Annotated in this window: 16 protein-coding genes; 9 read left to right on the top strand and 7 right to left on the bottom strand. The window is 71.5% G+C overall.

What is annotated here, in order from left to right; all coding sequences use genetic code 11:
* Positions 1 to 42: 42 nt before the first annotated feature.
* From ABEB03_RS10550 to ABEB03_RS10535, 4 genes are all read left to right on the top strand, one after another.
* A complete protein-coding gene (locus ABEB03_RS10550) occupies positions 43 to 585 on the top strand; it encodes a dihydrofolate reductase family protein (protein ID WP_345645137.1) in 543 nt (180 codons plus the stop codon).
* Complete coding sequence (locus tag ABEB03_RS10545) at positions 582 to 1,109, top strand: cysteine dioxygenase family protein (RefSeq protein ID WP_345645132.1); 528 nt, start codon at positions 582 to 584, stop codon at positions 1,107 to 1,109. The genes ABEB03_RS10550 and ABEB03_RS10545 overlap by 4 nt, the downstream gene beginning before the upstream one ends.
* A gap of 165 nt (positions 1,110 to 1,274) precedes the next feature.
* Entirely contained in the window at positions 1,275 to 1,778 is a 504-nt protein-coding gene (locus ABEB03_RS10540; RefSeq protein WP_425589216.1) for a DMT family transporter, read from the top strand.
* A gap of 197 nt (positions 1,779 to 1,975) precedes the next feature.
* Positions 1,976 to 2,515 (top strand): hypothetical protein, encoded by a 540-nt coding sequence (locus ABEB03_RS10535; protein ID WP_345645129.1) that lies wholly within the window; start codon positions 1,976 to 1,978, stop codon positions 2,513 to 2,515.
* Here the strand turns inward: ABEB03_RS10535 and ABEB03_RS10530 are convergent.
* Together ABEB03_RS10530 and ABEB03_RS10525 are read right to left on the bottom strand one after the other, a co-directional pair.
* Positions 2,476 to 3,315 carry an MIP/aquaporin family protein gene (locus ABEB03_RS10530; protein WP_345645126.1) on the bottom strand — a complete coding sequence of 280 codons (840 nt, stop codon included), beginning with the start codon at positions 3,313 to 3,315 and terminating at the stop codon, positions 2,476 to 2,478. The genes ABEB03_RS10535 and ABEB03_RS10530 overlap by 40 nt on opposite strands.
* Positions 3,316 to 3,350: 35 nt before the next feature.
* On the bottom strand, positions 3,351 to 3,851 hold the full coding sequence (locus ABEB03_RS10525) for a carboxymuconolactone decarboxylase family protein (RefSeq protein ID WP_345645123.1): 501 nt from the start codon (positions 3,849 to 3,851) through the stop codon (positions 3,351 to 3,353).
* A 47-nt stretch (positions 3,852 to 3,898) separates the two neighbouring features.
* Between ABEB03_RS10525 and pdxR the strand changes: the two genes are divergently transcribed.
* Positions 3,899 to 5,338: a MocR-like pyridoxine biosynthesis transcription factor PdxR gene (gene pdxR, locus ABEB03_RS10520; protein WP_345645120.1), complete on the top strand. Its 1,440-nt coding sequence runs from the start codon at positions 3,899 to 3,901 to the stop codon at positions 5,336 to 5,338.
* Between the two features lie 37 nt (positions 5,339 to 5,375).
* Here the strand turns inward: pdxR and ABEB03_RS10515 are convergent, their stop codons facing one another.
* Positions 5,376 to 5,915, bottom strand: coding sequence for an LOG family protein (locus ABEB03_RS10515; protein ID WP_345645976.1), 540 nt, complete (start codon positions 5,913 to 5,915; stop codon positions 5,376 to 5,378).
* 227 nt (positions 5,916 to 6,142) lie between these two features.
* Between ABEB03_RS10515 and ABEB03_RS10510 the strand changes: the two genes are divergently transcribed.
* The 3 genes from ABEB03_RS10510 (at position 6,143) to ABEB03_RS10500 (ending at position 9,151) form a co-directional block, all read left to right on the top strand.
* Positions 6,143 to 6,793 carry an RNA polymerase sigma factor gene (locus ABEB03_RS10510; protein ID WP_345645117.1) on the top strand — a complete coding sequence of 217 codons (651 nt, stop codon included), beginning with the start codon at positions 6,143 to 6,145 and terminating at the stop codon, positions 6,791 to 6,793.
* Positions 6,786 to 7,772: a CU044_5270 family protein gene (locus ABEB03_RS10505; RefSeq protein WP_345645114.1), complete on the top strand. Its 987-nt coding sequence runs from the start codon at positions 6,786 to 6,788 to the stop codon at positions 7,770 to 7,772. The genes ABEB03_RS10510 and ABEB03_RS10505 overlap by 8 nt, the downstream gene beginning before the upstream one ends.
* 215 nt (positions 7,773 to 7,987) lie before the next feature.
* The gene (locus tag ABEB03_RS10500; protein ID WP_345645110.1) at positions 7,988 to 9,151 is read left to right on the top strand and encodes a PP2C family protein-serine/threonine phosphatase; all 1,164 of its coding nucleotides are present in this window, start codon (positions 7,988 to 7,990) and stop codon (positions 9,149 to 9,151) included.
* 33 nt (positions 9,152 to 9,184) lie between these two features.
* Here ABEB03_RS10500 and ABEB03_RS10495 read toward each other — a convergent pair whose 3' ends face one another.
* From ABEB03_RS10495 to ABEB03_RS10485, 3 genes are read right to left on the bottom strand one after another with little or no spacing between them, the layout of a single operon-like run.
* Positions 9,185 to 11,416 carry a xanthine dehydrogenase family protein molybdopterin-binding subunit gene (locus ABEB03_RS10495; protein WP_345645107.1) on the bottom strand — a complete coding sequence of 744 codons (2,232 nt, stop codon included), beginning with the start codon at positions 11,414 to 11,416 and terminating at the stop codon, positions 9,185 to 9,187.
* Positions 11,413 to 12,417, bottom strand: coding sequence for an FAD binding domain-containing protein (locus tag ABEB03_RS10490; RefSeq protein ID WP_345645104.1), 1,005 nt, complete (start codon positions 12,415 to 12,417; stop codon positions 11,413 to 11,415). Before ABEB03_RS10490 ends, ABEB03_RS10495 begins: the two co-directional genes overlap by 4 nt.
* An 11-nt stretch (positions 12,418 to 12,428) precedes the next feature.
* On the bottom strand, positions 12,429 to 12,956 hold the full coding sequence (locus ABEB03_RS10485) for a (2Fe-2S)-binding protein (protein ID WP_345645101.1): 528 nt from the start codon (positions 12,954 to 12,956) through the stop codon (positions 12,429 to 12,431).
* Positions 12,957 to 13,027: 71 nt separating this feature from the next.
* On the opposite strand from ABEB03_RS10485, the gene ABEB03_RS10480 reads away from it, so the two are divergent.
* Complete coding sequence (locus ABEB03_RS10480; protein WP_345645098.1) at positions 13,028 to 13,594, top strand: antibiotic biosynthesis monooxygenase; 567 nt, start codon at positions 13,028 to 13,030, stop codon at positions 13,592 to 13,594.
* Positions 13,595 to 13,657: 63 nt separating this feature from the next.
* Here ABEB03_RS10480 and ABEB03_RS10475 read toward each other — a convergent pair whose 3' ends face one another.
* Positions 13,658 to 15,085 carry an MFS transporter gene (locus ABEB03_RS10475; protein WP_345645095.1) on the bottom strand — a complete coding sequence of 476 codons (1,428 nt, stop codon included), beginning with the start codon at positions 15,083 to 15,085 and terminating at the stop codon, positions 13,658 to 13,660.
* Positions 15,086 to 15,129 lie beyond the last annotated feature (44 nt).

Raw genomic sequence — 15,129 nt, 5'->3', positions numbered from 1 at the left:
CACGCTGAGGGGGACAGGCCTCCGACCGTGAAGGAACGAACCATGACGGCCTCAGTTGTCTGGCACACCACGATGTCCCTGGACGGCTTCGTCGCCGGTCCCGACGACGCCATGGACTGGGTCTTCGACCTCACGGACCGTTCCCCGGCCGGCGACCGGACGATCCGTACGACCGGCGCCGTCCTCGCAGGCCGCCGCACCTACGAGACGGGCCGCAACTCGCGCCACCGACCCTACGGCGGTGCCTGGTCCGGGCCGGTCTTCGTGCTCACCCACCGGCCCGCCGACGACCCGGACGTCACCTTCCTGTCCACGGACCTCCCCGAAGCCGTCGACACGGCGCGCGCGGCCGCCGACGGCAGGAACCTCGTGCTGCTCGGGGCCCGCCTCGGCAGCCAGTGCCTCCAGCGGGGACTGGTGGACGAGATCCTCGTCCACCTGGCACCCGTCCTGCTCGGTGACGGCATCCGGCTCTACGACGCCCCCGGCGGCGAACGGGTCCGGCTGCGGCGCACGGAATGCTCCGCGGCCGGACAGATCACCGACCTCCGCTTCCGCCCCGCCGACATCGAGAGGCAGCCATGACCACGAGCCCCGCGAGGCAGGCCCGGACCACTGCGACACCCCCGTCGGCCGAACTCCTCGCCGGCATACGCGCGGTCGTCCGCACGCACGCCGACTGGGACCGCACCGCCGGTCTCGTCGCCGACCGGCTGCGCCGGCACCTGCCCGGCGCCGACGTCCTGACCGCCGGTCAGCGCCGCGGCGCGCCGGACCGGCCCGTGGGGCACGTCCTGCACGTCGAACCCGACGGCACGTTCTCCGTCGTCGCCCTGGTCTGGCGGCCCGGCCAGACCACCCGCATCCACGACCACATCACCTGGTGCGTCGTCGGCGTCCTCCAGGGCGTCGAACACGAAGAGCTGTACGACGAGCGGCTCGACCTGATCGGCGTCCGGGACAACCACGTCGGCGAGGTCAGCGGCTTCGCCCCGCCCGGCGACATCCACCGCATCCGGAACACCCACGCCGCAACGGCCGTCAGCCTGCACGTCTACGGCACCGACATCACCCGCATCGGCTCCAGCGCCCGCCGCTACTACGACTGACGGGCACCTGCCCGGACGCGGCGAAGCGCCGTGCGGCGAAGTGCGCCGCGCCGGGCGGAACGCGCGTCACGACGCCTGTGCCATCTGGCCGGCGAGGTCGGTGATGTCCGTCGTTGCCGCAGGGCGGGCGAGCAGCTGGTGTGGGCGGCTCTTGCGCCGACCGGCGTGACACTGCTGGGCCGTGGTGGTCTCGACGGGATCGACCTCGCGGGCGCCGGGTGCGCCCTGGGCGCGGGGGCCACATGGGCCGCGTACATCCGGCTGTCCGCGCGGACGGGCAGCCGGTTCCCGCAGGCCGACGGTCTCGCGCCGGCCATGGCCGGCGGTGCCCTGCTCAGCCCGCCGGCGGGGCCGGCAGAGCAGGGCGACGCCCTCTTCCACCCGCTCACCCTGGCGCTGGGCGCCGCCGTGGCCCTGCTGTCGTCCGTCCTGCCCTCCACCCTGGAGCTGTTGGCCCTGTGGCGGCTGCGGTCCTCGACGTTCACGGTGCTCATGAGTCTCGCCCCGCGATCGCGGCGCTCGAGGGCTACCTCGTCCTGGGCGAGAGCCTCGGCGCGACCGAACACCGGGCCGTCGCCCGTCGCCCGTCGCCCGTCGCCTGTCGTCGTCGCCGGTGCCGGAGCCGTGCGCGCGTCGGCCCACGGACCGCACGCACCGCTCGCCGACTGATGTCCGCGTGAAGCAGTCGCGAGGCGGGCCCCGACCGCGCGCCGCGCGGGTGCTCGACCGCCGACTCCGCGGCCGGCAGGCCGAGTTGGTGCGACCTTCCGCAACCGACCACTCCGGTCGGCGGGCAGCGGCATGGTTCATCATGGAGGTCGTCGGCGTGCCGTGACGGGCGCCCGGCAACAGGTTTGGGGGGAGCGGTGCCACACGTTCGCGGCCATTACCGTGCCGACGGCACCTGGGTGTCGCCGCACTGGCGGTCGGGCCCGACCAGGGATTACGGCGAAGTACCCCCGGAAATCGGCGGGTTCACCGTTCTGCTGTTCCTCATCATCTGTCTCACCCCGCTCACCCTGCTGTTCATCGGGCTCGGATGGACGGCTCACGCCGACTACTTCGGTGCTGTGCTGCTGTGCGGTGCCGCCGCTGCCGGCTGCCTTCTCCTGGTCCACCGGGGACGGCGGCTCCAGCGCGCCGAGGAGGCGGCCCGCATCCGTCGGGAGATGCAGCAGGCACTGGACGAGGAGCGCCGGCGCCGCGCATCGCGGCGTGCCGAGCCCCGGTCGGTGCCGAACCCGTCGGCGTACCGCATCGACGAGTGGCTCCAGTGGCGGACTCCCGACGGCAGACCCGGTCCCTACGCGCCCACGGACCGTCCACGGCGGCCGGTCTGCCCCCGCTGCGGGACACAGAAATACGGTCACCCCGGAGCGGAAGTCTGCTTCTGGTGCGGAGCATGACCCTGTGCAAGGTCCGGCGCGGACGAGCCCGCCGAGGCTGGTGACGGGGAGCCCTCGGCCCTCGCCACCCGGACCGGCGGCCGGCGCCGGCCGAGCAGGCGGTCGAGCCGGGCGCCGAGCGCCGCTCCCAGCACCGGCGCCACCAGGTAGATCCAAAGATCCTCGGTCTGCCCCGCGAGCACTGCGGGCCCGAGCTGACGGGCGGGGTTGACCGAGCCCCCGCTGCGGGTGCCGAGCAGGGCTATCACCAGCGCGACGGACAGTCCGACGGCGTACGGCAGCAGGCGGGTCCCGTGGGAGCGGGCCACGACGAACCCGACGACGAGGACGATGGCCGCCATGCCTCCTGCCTCGGCGAGAAAGACGGACACGGGCTGCCAGTTCGGCGCGGGCCTGATCGCGGCGTAGCCGACCGACGGCAGGGCGACAGGACGCCCCCACACCAGACGTGCCAGGCCCGACCCCGCCGCGGAACCCGCGAGTTGGGCCAGCACGTAAGGCAGCACCCTGCGCCCCGGGAAGGCGCCCATCAGCCACAGCGAGACCGTCACGGCGGGATTCATGTGTCCTCCGCTCCGCCTCCCCGGCGCGGTGAGGATCAGAGCGGTGAGGACGGCCCCGCTGAAGGCGCCGATGACCGCGATGGCGACGTCGAGGTCGGCGACGTAGAGGGCGGAGTCCGGATCGCGCAGCCACCGGACGGCCGTCACCGCGATGAACAGCATGACCGTGGCGAGCACGAACTCATCGGCGGCACGGGCCAGGGACAGCCGTTGTGCAACGGAAGGACGGGTACCCACCGTGATCTCCGGGAGGTCGTGTGCCGGACGCCGGGTCACGTCGTGGGCGTGTAGTGACCGGGGACGAGGCGGGTCGACACTCCGAAGCGGTTCCACGCGTTGATCGTCGTGATCGCCACGATCAGGCGGGCGAGCTCGGTCTCCTCGAACTCGGCCGCGGCCCGCGCGTACACCTCGTCCGACACGAATCCGTCCGTGAGCACGGTGATCGCCTCGGTCAGCTCGATCGCCGCGATCTCCCTGGCCGTGTAGAAGTGCTTCGATTCCCGCCAGGCGTCGAGCTGAAGGATCCGCTGCGCCGACTCGCCCGCGGCGAGCGCATCCTTGCTGTGCATGTCGAGGCAGTAGGCGCAGTGATTGACCTGGGACGCGCGGATCTTGACCAGGTCCAGCAGGACGGGATCGACGCCCTGTCTTGCCACCGTGTCGAGGCGGACCATGGCCTTGAAGGCCTCCGGGGCGAGCGTCGCCCAGTCCAGACGGGGTGTGTGCTCGGAGAGGCGCTTCGGGCTTTCGTGTGCTTCGTTCGTGTTCATGACGGCAACGCTACGTAGCCAGTGGCACTGAAGTAGGGTCCATTTCTGTGACGGATTCCCAGACCAATTCGGAGGCCGGCCCGGCCGCCGAACCCGGCACCGACCTCCATCTGGAACTGCGCGGGCCCGGGCTGCGCGCCGGGCTCACCGACGCGCTGCGGGAAGCCGTGCGCACGGGGCGGCTGGCGCCCGGCACGAGGCTGCCACCGTCCCGCACACTCGCCGCCGATCTCGGTGTCTCCCGCAACACCGTCACCGACGCCTACGGCGAACTCGTCGCCGAGGGCTGGCTCACCGCCCAGCAGGGATCCGGGACCCGAGTGGCCGCACGGCCCACACCCCCCAGCGCGGCACACCCCGCCCCTCGCGCGCGGACGACCCCGAAACGCCCTCTGTACGTCATGCAGCCGGGTGCGCCGGACCTCGCGCGGTTTCCCCGCGCCCAGTGGCTCACCGCCGCCCGTCGCGCCATGAACGCGGCACCCTACGACGCCTTCGGTTATGGAGACGCTCTCGGGCAGCTCGGCCTGCGCACCGCCCTCGCGGACTATCTGGCGAGGGCCCGCGGCGTGCACGCGGAGGCGGACCGCATCGCCGTCTGTTCCGGCTTCCACCACGGGCTCGCGCTGATGGGACGGGTGCTGAGGGAGCGCGAAGTGGGGGCGGTGGCCGTCGAGTCGTACGGACTCGACCTCTATCGGGACCTGCTGACCGGCGCGGGACTGCGCACCCCGCCCGTACAGGTCGACGAACACGGGGCCCGTACAGAGGACCTGGCGCGAATGGACGGCATCGGTGCGGTGCTGATGACACCCGCCCACCAGTACCCGACGGGAGTCGCGCTGCGCCCGGACCGGCGTACGGCGGCTGTCGAGTGGGCGCGCAGCACCGGCGGATTCATCCTGGAGGACGACTACGACGGGGAGTTCAGGTACGACCGACAGCCGGTGGGCGCCCTGCAGGGCCTCGATCCCGACCGGGTGGTGTACTTCGGCTCCGCGAGCAAGTCACTCGCGCCCGGCATCCGGCTCGGCTGGATGGTCCTGCCGCGGGAACTGGTCCCGGAGATCGTCGCGGCCAAGGGGTTCGGCGACTACATGTCGAGCGCGCTGGAACAGCTCACCCTCGCCGAGTTCTTGACGTCTGGCGCGTACGACCGTCATGTGCGCGCGATGCGGCTGCACTACCGCCGCCGACGCGACCAACTGGTCACCGCCCTGGCCCGGAGAGCCCCGCACGTCCGTGTGGCCGGGATGGCCGCCGGACTGCAGGCCGTCCTCGAACTCCCGCGGGGAACGGAGCGATCGGTCGTCCAGGAGGCCGCGCGGCAGGGCCTCGCCGTCAGCGGGCTCTCCGAGTTCCGCCACGAAGCGCCCGACTCCGGCCGTCAACTGCCCGCACAGGACGCGCTCGTGGTGAACTACGCGGCTCCCTCGGACAGCGCGTGGACAGGTGCGCTGGACACCCTGTGCACGGTGATGCCCTAGACACACGGGCCCGGCCGGATGCCGCCATGGGCGTCGATCACCGGGGCCCGACGCACTTCTCCAGGTGGGCGAAGGCGTCGGCAGCGGTGGCTGCCGGGAAGAAGAGCTCGTCCAGGCGCACGGGCAGGAAGCCCTCCTCCTCCATGCGGCGGAGCTGGAGCGTCAGTCCGTCGTAGAAACCGGCCGAGTTCAGCAGCACCACCGGCTTGTCGTGCAGGCCGTGCTTCCTGAGCTCCAGGATCTCGGTCACCTCGTCCAGGGTGCCCAGGCCGCCCGCCAGCACGACCACAGCGTCCGCACGGGCCAGCAGCAGGGCCTTCCGCTCGGCGAGGTCACCGGCGACCACCATCTCGTCGGCGTCCTGCCGGGCCCACTGCCGCAAGAAGGAGACCGACACCCCCTCCAGCCGCCCTCCGGCCTTTCGCACCCCATCGGCGACGACCTTCATCAGCCCGGTGTCGGATCCACCCCAGACCAAGGTGTGGCCGCCCTTGCCGAGCAGCTCCGCGAGTTCGCGGGCGGGCCGGGTGTAGCGCTCGTCGAGGTCGGCGGCGGAGAGGAAGACACAGATCTTCATCGTGAGGGGCGTTGCTACTGTCATGATCCCGACCGTACGGACGGGACCTGGCGGCGGCATGGACCAATTCACGGGTGACGCAAGGGACCAATTGTTGCCGCGTCGGGTGCCGGAACAGGTGCGGGCCCTGCGCGCACAGGAACGGGAACTCGAATCGGGCCATCGGCGAACAGCGGGTGACCATGCCCGCGTCTTCGAGGGAAAAACATGAGCCTAAGAGGCGACCGATGACCGTTTCACCGAGCGTCGGAGTCCATCGTGCCGAGGGCACGGACGAGCGGTCGGACTCCGACGCCTCGGTGATCGAACGGTCCTTGGACGAGCCCGATGCCTTCGCCGTGCTGTTCGACCGCTACGCCGACGACATCCACCGGTACGCGGCCCGGCGGCTGGGTGCCGACGCGGCGGACGATCTGATGGCGGAGACCTTCGTGATCGCCTTCCAGCGACGGCGCCGCTACGACCTGTCGAGGGCCCAGGCGCGACCGTGGCTGTACGGGATCGTCACGAACCTCGTCGGCGAGCACCGGAGGGCCGAGGCGCGCCATCTCCGGGCACTGGCGCGGGTCGCCGCCGGCGTCCCGGACGAGGCAGGCGGCGAGCCGATGGCCGAGCGGGTGGCCGACCGGGTCACCGCCGAGAGCGCCCGCGGCGCGCTCGCGACCTGCATCGCCAGGCTGCCGGCCCGCTACCGGGACGTGCTGCTGGTGATCGCCTGGGGTGATCTCGACTACGCGGAGGCCGCGGAGGCCCTGGGGGTGCCGGTGGGCACCGTCCGCTCACGGCTGCACCGGGCGCGAAGGAGACTGCGCGACGCATTGGGCGGGTCCGATCCCACAGCCCTGCAAGAGTTCCAGGAGGAGCCCGATCATGGATGACCTGACCTTGGTGAAGGAGTTGGACGCGGACACGCCTCCTCTGACCGCCGAAGTCCGTGCCGCCGCCCGCACCCGGCTGATGACCGCCATGGGACGGGAGAGCCGCGGAGGAGTCGCTCTCGCTCTGCCCCGGCGGACGGTGTTCCGTGTCGCGGTGGCGGCGACGGTCGCCGCGGCAGCCGGGGGAACCGTACTGGTGGCGTCGGCGGACGGCGGGGACCCCCGGTCCCCGAGGATGACCACCCTCAGCGCGGCGCAGGTGCTGCACAAGGCCGCGGACAGGACGCGGTCCACCGGCGCCGGCCTGCCGGTGCCGCGCAACGACCAGTACTTCTACACCAAGACCTACACCACGCGAACGCCCTTGAAGGGCGGCGGGACCAGGACGTGGACGGACGAGAGCTGGATGTCCGTGGACGGCTCCAAGCCCTCGCGCCGGCAGGAGTACGGCAAGATCCACAACGATCCGCCGCTGGGGGAGCACGAGGTGCAGTGGCCGCCCAATGAGTACGCGAAGCTGCAGAAGTGGCCGACCGACCCCGATGAACTGCTCAAGTGGCTCGGCCGAGGGCGGATCCAGGTCGTCGAGCCGTCCGGGACGAAGGGGGGCAAGGCCGGCGGGCCCGCGCCCGACCCCGACAGGATGGTGTTCACGGAGGCATGTCTGCTCATGCAGGGGCCACGCGTCATGCCCCCCGGCCTGCAGGCCGCCGCTTTCGAGGCCTTGGCGAAACTGCCACGCGTCAAGGTGGACGAGGACGAGGTCGACGCTCTGGGCCGGCACGGGGTCGGTGTGTCGTACCCCCACCTGACCTTCACCTTCGTCTTCGACCGTGAGACCTACGACTACCTCGGCATTCGTGTCACGGGCAGCGACGCGAAGCGCGTCGACGGCGAGTGGCGGCAGGTCGACAAGTACGTCGAGATGCGCAGCAGTCAGGAGGTGGGCGTCGTCGACCGGATCGGCCAACGTCCGTAGCCGCTCGAAGGGCCCGTGGTGACGGGAGAAGGAGCCGGGGCGTGTGTCGGGCGCCCCGGCCCGGCCCAGGCCGGGGAAAGGAGCCGACGGCCGCCTGGAAGGGGTCGTGAAGGCCCGCCCACGGGCGCCCGTCAGGCCTGCCGAGGGGTGCGGGGGAATGGCGGACGGACGGCCACGTGTTGGTTGGGGCAGGACGACCAGTTCTGGAGCACCATGTGAGCCCTGCCAGCATCACCACCTCTGTGGCCGAGACCCTGCGGTCCCCGCTCCGCGCGGCGTCGCACTGGTTGTGGCTGGCAGGCCCCCTCCTGCTGATCGTGGCGATCCCCGTGGCGGACGCGTTCCTGCCGCCGGACATCCATCTCGCGCACCTGCTGGTCGTCGCCGTGGCCGTCACCGCCGTCGCCTTCGGCCCCCGGCTCACCGCGCTCGTCGGCACGCTGGCCGTAATCGCACTCGTCGCCGCCGGAACGGTACGGCACACCCTGACCACCGAGAGTGTCGTCGTCGAGATCGCCGCCCTCGTCGCCGTCTGCGCCTTTCTGGTCTTCTTCACCTACCTGCGGGGCCGGCGCGACCGGGAGCTGGTGCATGTGCGCTCGGTCTCCGACGCGACACAGCGCGTGGTGCTGCGCCCGCTCCCGGAGCGCGCGGGGCCGATCTCCTTCGCCTCGGAGTACCACAGCGCCGAGGCCGACACGGGCATCGGCGGTGACCTCTACGCGGCGGCCCGCATCCCCGGCTCCACACGGGTGCTCATCGGAGACGTCCGCGGCAAGGGCCTCGCCTCGATCAGCGACACGGCGATCGTGCTGGGCGCCTTCCGTGCCGCGGCCCACCGCCCGGTCCCGCTGCCGGAGCTGGTCGCCTACATGGAGGACGCCGTCGGATGGGGGATGGCGGAGTTCTCCGGGCTGGAGGATGACGCCGCCGAGCGTTTCGTGACCGCCGCGGTGCTGGACATCCCGGACGACGAGCCGGTGGTCCACGTGGTCAGTTGCGGCCATCCGCCGCCCCTCCTGCTGCATCACGTGAACGGGGCCGCCACCGCGCTGTCGGTGCCCGAGCCGTCACCGCCGCTCGGGCTCGGCGTGGCGGTCGACCCCACCTATGCCGCGGCCACCTTCCCGTTCGAGCACGGTGACCGCCTGCTGCTCTACACCGACGGCGTCAGCGAGGCCCGGGACGAGCAGGGCGTCTTCTATCCGCTCGCCGAGCGTGTCGCGGCATGGGCGGACCAGCCGCCCGTGCCGCTCGTCGAAAGCCTCACCGCGGACCTGCGGGCCTACGTGGGAGGCCGGCTGCAGGACGACATGGCCGTGATCGTCATCCAGCGGGACGGGACCCCTTCGGAGCAGTCGTCGTCCGAGGCCGCCTGAGCACGGCCCCCGGCCCTGCCGTGACATCCCGCGTCAGAGCAGATCCTCGATCGTGATCGGCATCTTGTGGATGCGGCGGCCGGTCGCGTGCCAGACGGCGTTCGCGATCGCGGCGGCGGCACCGACCTGACCGATCTCGCCGACGCCTTTGACGCCGAGCGGGTTGACGACGCTGTCCTCGACCTCGATCAGCTCGACGTCGACGTCGGGCGCGTCCGCGTTCACCGCGACCAGGTACTCACCCAGGCTCGTGTTGGCCCAGCGGCCCGTACGCGGATCCGTGTGGTTGGCCTCCAGCAGCGCCTGGCCCAGGCCCCAGAGCATGCCGCCCATCAGCTGGCTGCGGGCCGTCTTCGGATTGAGGATCCGGCCGGGCGCGAAAGCGCCGGTCATGCGCCGTACCCGGACCAGACCGAGTTCGGGATCCACGGCCACCTCGGCGAACTGGGCACCGAACGTCATCATCGCGTACTCGGAGTCGCCGCCCGGCGGCTTCCACGCACCGGACGCCTCGGCGTCCGGCTGGAAGTTCCGCCGCAGCAGCTCGACGTAGGACTCCGAGGCGGTTCCGGCGGTCATGACTCCGTCCTGGACGACCACGTCGACCGGGTTCGCGCCGTACAGCGGCCCGTTGGGGTCCGCCACCGCCTTCGCGATCAGCTGGTTGCGCAGGGCGGTCGCCGCACTGTGCACGGCGGCGCTGATCATCCCCGCGCCCGCCGAACCCACCGCGGCCGCGATGTTGGGCAGATCGGTGTCGCCGTTCTCGAAGCGGCAGCGGTCCACCGCCATGCCGAGCCCGTCGGCGGCGACCTGCGTCATCACCGTGGCGACCCCCGTGCCGAAGTCGGGCGTGGCGGCCTGGACGACCGCGGTTCCGTCGGCGTAGAAGCGGGCGCGGGCGCGCTGCGGATTGGCGGGCGGAGCGACCGGGTAGCCCGCGCTGGCCATGCCCGTTCCGATCAGCCAGTTCCCGTCGCGGCGCATGCCGGGCCGCGGGTCGCGGCCCTCCCAGCCGAATCGCGCGGCACCCCGCTGATAACACTCCCGCAGTCCGCTGCTGGACCAGGGATTGCCCGTCATGGGGCTCACGTCGGTGTAGTTGCGTAGCCGCAGCTCGATCGGCTCCACACCGAGCTCGTGCGCCAGCTCGTCCATGGCGCATTCCAGCGCGAACATGCCGCTGGCCTCGCCGGGCGCCCGCATGAATGTCGGGGTCATGGTGTTGGCGCGGAAGATCCGGTAGACGCCCTGGAAGTTCGGACAGGCGTAGATCTCCGACGAGACGCCGATCGAGGGCTCGGCCCAGTCGTCGAAATGCGAGGTGGGGGAGAGCTTGAGGTGCCGGATCCCGGTCAGCCGCCCCTCGCGCGTCGCGCCGAGGACGATCTGCTGTTCCTGCTCCTCACGGTGCCCCACCGAGGTGAACATCTGCTCGCGGGTGAGCGACAGTTTGACCGGCCTGCCGACCTCGCGGGCGGCCATCGCCGCGAGCGCCACATGGTCGTGGATCATGGCCTTGGAGCCGAAGCTGCCCCCGACGAAGTGACTGATGACACGGATCTTCGACAGCGGGATGCCCAGCTGCCGGGCGACGGTGATCTGAGTGGCGTTGACGCCCTGGGTGGAGTCGTACAGCAGCAGTTCGTCGCCCTGCCACTCGGCGGTGGTGCACGCGGGCTCGATGGGGTTGTGGTTGTTCGCGGCGTACGTGAACGTGGCCTCCACGCGCACGTCCGCCTGCGCGAGCCCCGCGTCGACGTCTCCGCGCTCGACCCGCCCCGGCAGCCAGCCGCCGAAGATGTGTTCGGGTACGTAGGCATCGCCGCGGCCCTGGTTGAGGGTCGTGAGCGGGGCGGTCTCCTCGTACGAGACGCGCAGCAGACTCGCGGCGTGCTGCGCCCGCTCCCAGGTGTCGGCGATGACGATCGCGATGTGCTGGCCCGCGTAGTGGACGGTGTCGTCCTGCATCGGGAAGAAGGTCTGCCCCGGTGCGGCGGTGCCTGCCAGTGACGGGATCAGGGGTGGCTGTTCGGCGATCCGCGGCAGGTTCCGGTGGGTGAGGACGGCGACGACGCCCTCCTCCGCCAGTGCGCTCTCCGTCTCGATCCCGGTCACCCGGCCACTGGCGATCCGGGATCCGACGAGGCAGGCGTACGTCATGCCGGGGATCGGGATCTCGGCGGAGTAGCGGGCGGCGCCGGTGACCTTGGGGCGGCCGTCGACGCGGGACAGCGGCTGTCCGATTGCGGCTGCGGTGGTCATTCCGGGCTCTCGCTTCCGTTGCCGATGAGGGTTTCGAGGGCGCGCACGATCGCGCGCTGGGCGAGTTCGACCTTGAAGGCGTTCATGGTGGTCGGCTGCGCCTCGATCAGTTCCACCCGTGCCGCCTGGGCGAAGTTGTTCCGCTGTGCTGCCGCGCCGATCAGGAAGTCCTCGACCCGCCGGGCCCGCCACGGCTTGGTGGCCACACCCCCGAGGGCCACGCGCACGTCCGCGATCGTGCCGTCCACGACGGACACCGCGGCCGCCACGGAGGCCAGCGCGAACTCGTAGCTCTCGCGGTCCCGGACCTTCAGGTAGAGCGAGTGGCGGGCCACGGGCGCCGCGGGCACCTCGATGGACGTGATGAGTTCGCCGTGCTCCATCGGGTGTTCACGGTGCGGGGAGTCACCGGGCAGCAGGAAGAAATCGTCGAAGGCGTAGGTGCGTTCGCGGTCGTCGGGGCCCAGCGTGTGCACCTGTGCGTCGAGGGCCATCAGTGCCACGGCCGCGTCGGAGGGGTGTGTGGCGATGCAGTGGGAACTCGTGCCGAGGACGGCGTGCCCGCGGCTGAACCCGTCGACGGCCGAGCACCCCGTCCCCGGTTCACGCTTGTTGCACGGCGACTCGGCATCCCGGTAGTACGAACACCGCACCTTTTGCAGGAGGTTGCCGCCCATGGAGGCCATGTGCCGCAGCTGCGCCGAGGCGCCGAGCTCCAGGGCCTGACTGAGCATCGGGAACCGCTCGCGCACCACGGGGGCCGCGGCGACTTCGCTCATCCGGGCCAAGGAGCCGATGCGCAGGCCTCCCTCCGGGGTGGTCTCGATCCGGTTCAGGGGAAGGCTGTTGATGTCGACGAGCCGCCGAGGATGCAGGACGTTCTGCCGCAGCAGATCGATCTCGGTGGTCCCGCCGGCGAGGAAGTCGCTGGTCGGGTCGGCGCTGACCGCGGCGATCGCCGCCGCGGTGTCGGTGGCGCGCGCGTAGGTGATCGGCCGCACGGCAAGGCTCCCTAGGCTCCGTCGCGGACTGCGCGGATCGCGGCCCGGATGTGGGGGTAGGCGGCGCAGCGGCAGATGTTGCCGCTCATCCACTCCTTGATCTCGGCGTCGTCGCCCGCATGGCCCTCTTTGAGCAGCGCCGTCGCCGACATGATCTGGCCAGGAGTGCAGAAGCCGCACTGGAAGGCGTCCTCGGCGATGAACGCGTCCTGCATGGCGTGCAGTTCGTCGCCCTCCGCCAGCCCCTCGATGGTGGTCACCTCGCGCCCTTCGCACGTCATGGCGAGCGTGAGGCAGGACAGTACGCGACTGCCGTCCACCCAGACGGTGCAGGCGCCGCACGTGCCCTGGTCGCAGCCCTTCTTCGCGCCGGTCAGGTCCAGGTGTTCGCGCAGCGCGTCGAGCAGGCTGACCCGTGGCTCGATCTCCAGGGAGCGCTGCACGCCGTTGACCGTCAAGGTGACCGCGACCGGGCCCGGCCCGCGCTCTTCGAGGCCTTGCCCACGTTCGGTGAGGGGGGCCGGAGTGTGTGCAGACATGGCGGACCTCCAGAAGGGGACGCATTCATCCTGATACAGGCAGTTATGTGCTGCAACCGTAGGATTTCGTCATGAGTGAGAGTGCGCGCGAGGCCCGTGAGGCGGTGACCGTGGTCTTCACCTGGGAGGCGAAGCCCGGCATGGAGGCGGAGTTCGAGCGGTGGGCCCACGGCATCGAGACGGAGGCCGCCGCATTCGTGGGCCATCAGGGGGTCACCTGGCTGCGCCCGGAGGAGGAGGACGGGCCCCGGCGGTACCACGCGGTGGTCAGGTTCGCCGGCACCGCGGACCTGGACCGCTGGATGGCCTCGCCGCAGCGGGCTGCCTGGCAGGAGCGCGTCAGGCCCTACGCGCGGTCGGTACGGCCCAAGCTGACCACGACCGGCCTGGAGACCTGGTTCGAGGTCCCCGGTCTGCCGGTGCGGCCCCCGGCCCGGTGGAAGATGTCCCTGATGACGATCGTCGCCGTCTACCCGTTCGCCCTGCTCTACGACGGCCTTGTCGCCGAGTACTTCCGCGGTTGGCCGCTGCCCTTGCGGACACTGGTCTTCCCGATCGTCCTCGCGCCTCTGCTCACCTACGCGGTCATGCCCTTCCTCAGCAGGGCGCTGCGACGATGGCTCTACCCCGAGAGCTAGGACGCACGGGGTCCCGCGCCACGCGTACGGCCGTCTTACAGGGCCCGGGGCCACCCGTGCGCGTCACCGTGGTCCGCGCGCCACGCTCCGGGCCGCGAGCACGGCGAGCAGCATGGTGAGGAGACCGGACAGGACGAGGCTGGTGCGCAGACCCGCGAGGGCGATCAGCGGACCGCCGGCGAGCAGGCCGAGCGGGGCGGCGATCGTCGAGCCCGTCGTCCACAGGGTGACGACCGGCTGCTGTTCGTCGTCACGGAGCCCGGACTGCAGGAAGCTGTAGGCGACCGGCGTGAAAGGCGCCCACACCAGGCCGCCGAGACCGAAGACCACCATGGCCGCGGTCCGGTCTTCGATGCCGGCCAGCGCGATCGGGCAGAGCGCCCACAGCGCGATGACGGCGACGAGCAAGGGGCGTTGAGGGAGACCGCGGAGCCGGTCGACCAGAGCGGCACCCGCCAGTGCCCCGACGCCCAGCGCGGTCCAGAGCAGCCCCAGGCCGGAGGCGTCGCTGTGCAGCGTGTCCCGCACGTACAGCGGCAGGGCGACCTCGATCGGCATGTAGAGGAAGTTGAAGAAGAAGACGACCACGAGCAGGTGTCCGGCCACCGGGCGGCGTCGCAGGACGCGCCACCCCGACTCGCGCCGCGGCTCACGTTCCGGTGTCGGCTTCGACGGCGCGTTCGGTGTGTGCTTCGACGGTGCTCGCGGTGTCTGCTCCGACGGTGCGCTCGGTGTCTGCTCCGACGGCGCGTTCGACGCCTGCTTCGGCTCGTGTTCCGGCCTGTGCTCGGCCTCGTACGGCGGCCTGCCTTCCGAGGCGTGCTCCGGTTCCCGCCCGCCTGTCGCGCCGACCACCGGTGCCCGCGGCACGCACCGCAGCACCGACACCAGCAGGATCAACGCCCCGCAGACGTCGGCGAACAGCGCCCAGCCCGCGCCGGCCCAGGCCACGACCAGCCCGCCGGCCACCGGTCCGACGACCAGCAGCGCGAAGTTGCTGCCCAGCCCGAGCAGTCCGTTGACGGCGAACCGGTCCGCGTCGTCCACCATCGAGGTGGCCAGAAGCCGGCGGCTGCTGGAGCCCGCCATCCGGCAGGTGCTGCCCAGCAGCAGCCCGCCGACCAGCACGGGCAGCGTGATCCGGTCCGCGACCGCGAGCAGGCCGAGTCCGGTGAACACGACGGCGCGCAGGACACAGTCCGCGAGCAGCAGCCGACGCGGAGGTGCGGAGAACCGCCCCAGGCTGATGGCCAGGGCGAGCACGGTGGAGAGCAGGAACGGCGCCGCCTCCACCAGTCCGATCGCCGGCGCCGCATCCAGCGACCCGTGAACGGCCAGTGTCTGCACGGGCATTGCGACGATCAGCATGCCCGTGCCGGCGTTCGCCAGCAGATCTCCCAGCAGCAGACCGGCCATTCGCCGGTTGCGCAGCAGGACGTCGCGGTACGAGCTGTTCGCCGGGGCGAGCCCGGTGTCGGCTGCGGAGGACACGGCAGGCTCCTTCGATGACCACCAGGCGTTCGGGCCGTTGGTGG

It is taken from the genome of Streptomyces siamensis, assembly GCF_039543605.1.
Taxonomy (GTDB): domain Bacteria; phylum Actinomycetota; class Actinomycetes; order Streptomycetales; family Streptomycetaceae; genus Streptomyces; species Streptomyces siamensis.
This window is presented reverse-complemented; position numbering and strand designations above follow the sequence as displayed.

What these genes read in the sequence shown, in the direction of transcription:
- ABEB03_RS10550 (WP_345645137.1), top strand. Translation starts at nt 43, where the DNA reads ATGACGGCCTCAGTTGTCTGGCACACCACGATGTCCCTGGACGGCTTC.
- ABEB03_RS10495 (WP_345645107.1), bottom strand. Translation starts at nt 11,416, where the DNA reads ATGACCACCGCAGCCGCAATCGGACAGCCGCTGTCCCGCGTCGACGGC.
- ABEB03_RS10480 (WP_345645098.1), top strand. Translation starts at nt 13,028, where the DNA reads ATGAGTGAGAGTGCGCGCGAGGCCCGTGAGGCGGTGACCGTGGTCTTC.
- ABEB03_RS10525 (WP_345645123.1), bottom strand. Translation starts at nt 3,851, where the DNA reads ATGAACACGAACGAAGCACACGAAAGCCCGAAGCGCCTCTCCGAGCAC.
- ABEB03_RS10505 (WP_345645114.1), top strand. Translation starts at nt 6,786, where the DNA reads ATGGATGACCTGACCTTGGTGAAGGAGTTGGACGCGGACACGCCTCCT.
- ABEB03_RS10510 (WP_345645117.1), top strand. Translation starts at nt 6,143, where the DNA reads ATGACCGTTTCACCGAGCGTCGGAGTCCATCGTGCCGAGGGCACGGAC.
- ABEB03_RS10515 (WP_345645976.1), bottom strand. Translation starts at nt 5,915, where the DNA reads ATGAAGATCTGTGTCTTCCTCTCCGCCGCCGACCTCGACGAGCGCTAC.
- ABEB03_RS10545 (WP_345645132.1), top strand. Translation starts at nt 582, where the DNA reads ATGACCACGAGCCCCGCGAGGCAGGCCCGGACCACTGCGACACCCCCG.
- ABEB03_RS10485 (WP_345645101.1), bottom strand. Translation starts at nt 12,956, where the DNA reads ATGTCTGCACACACTCCGGCCCCCCTCACCGAACGTGGGCAAGGCCTC.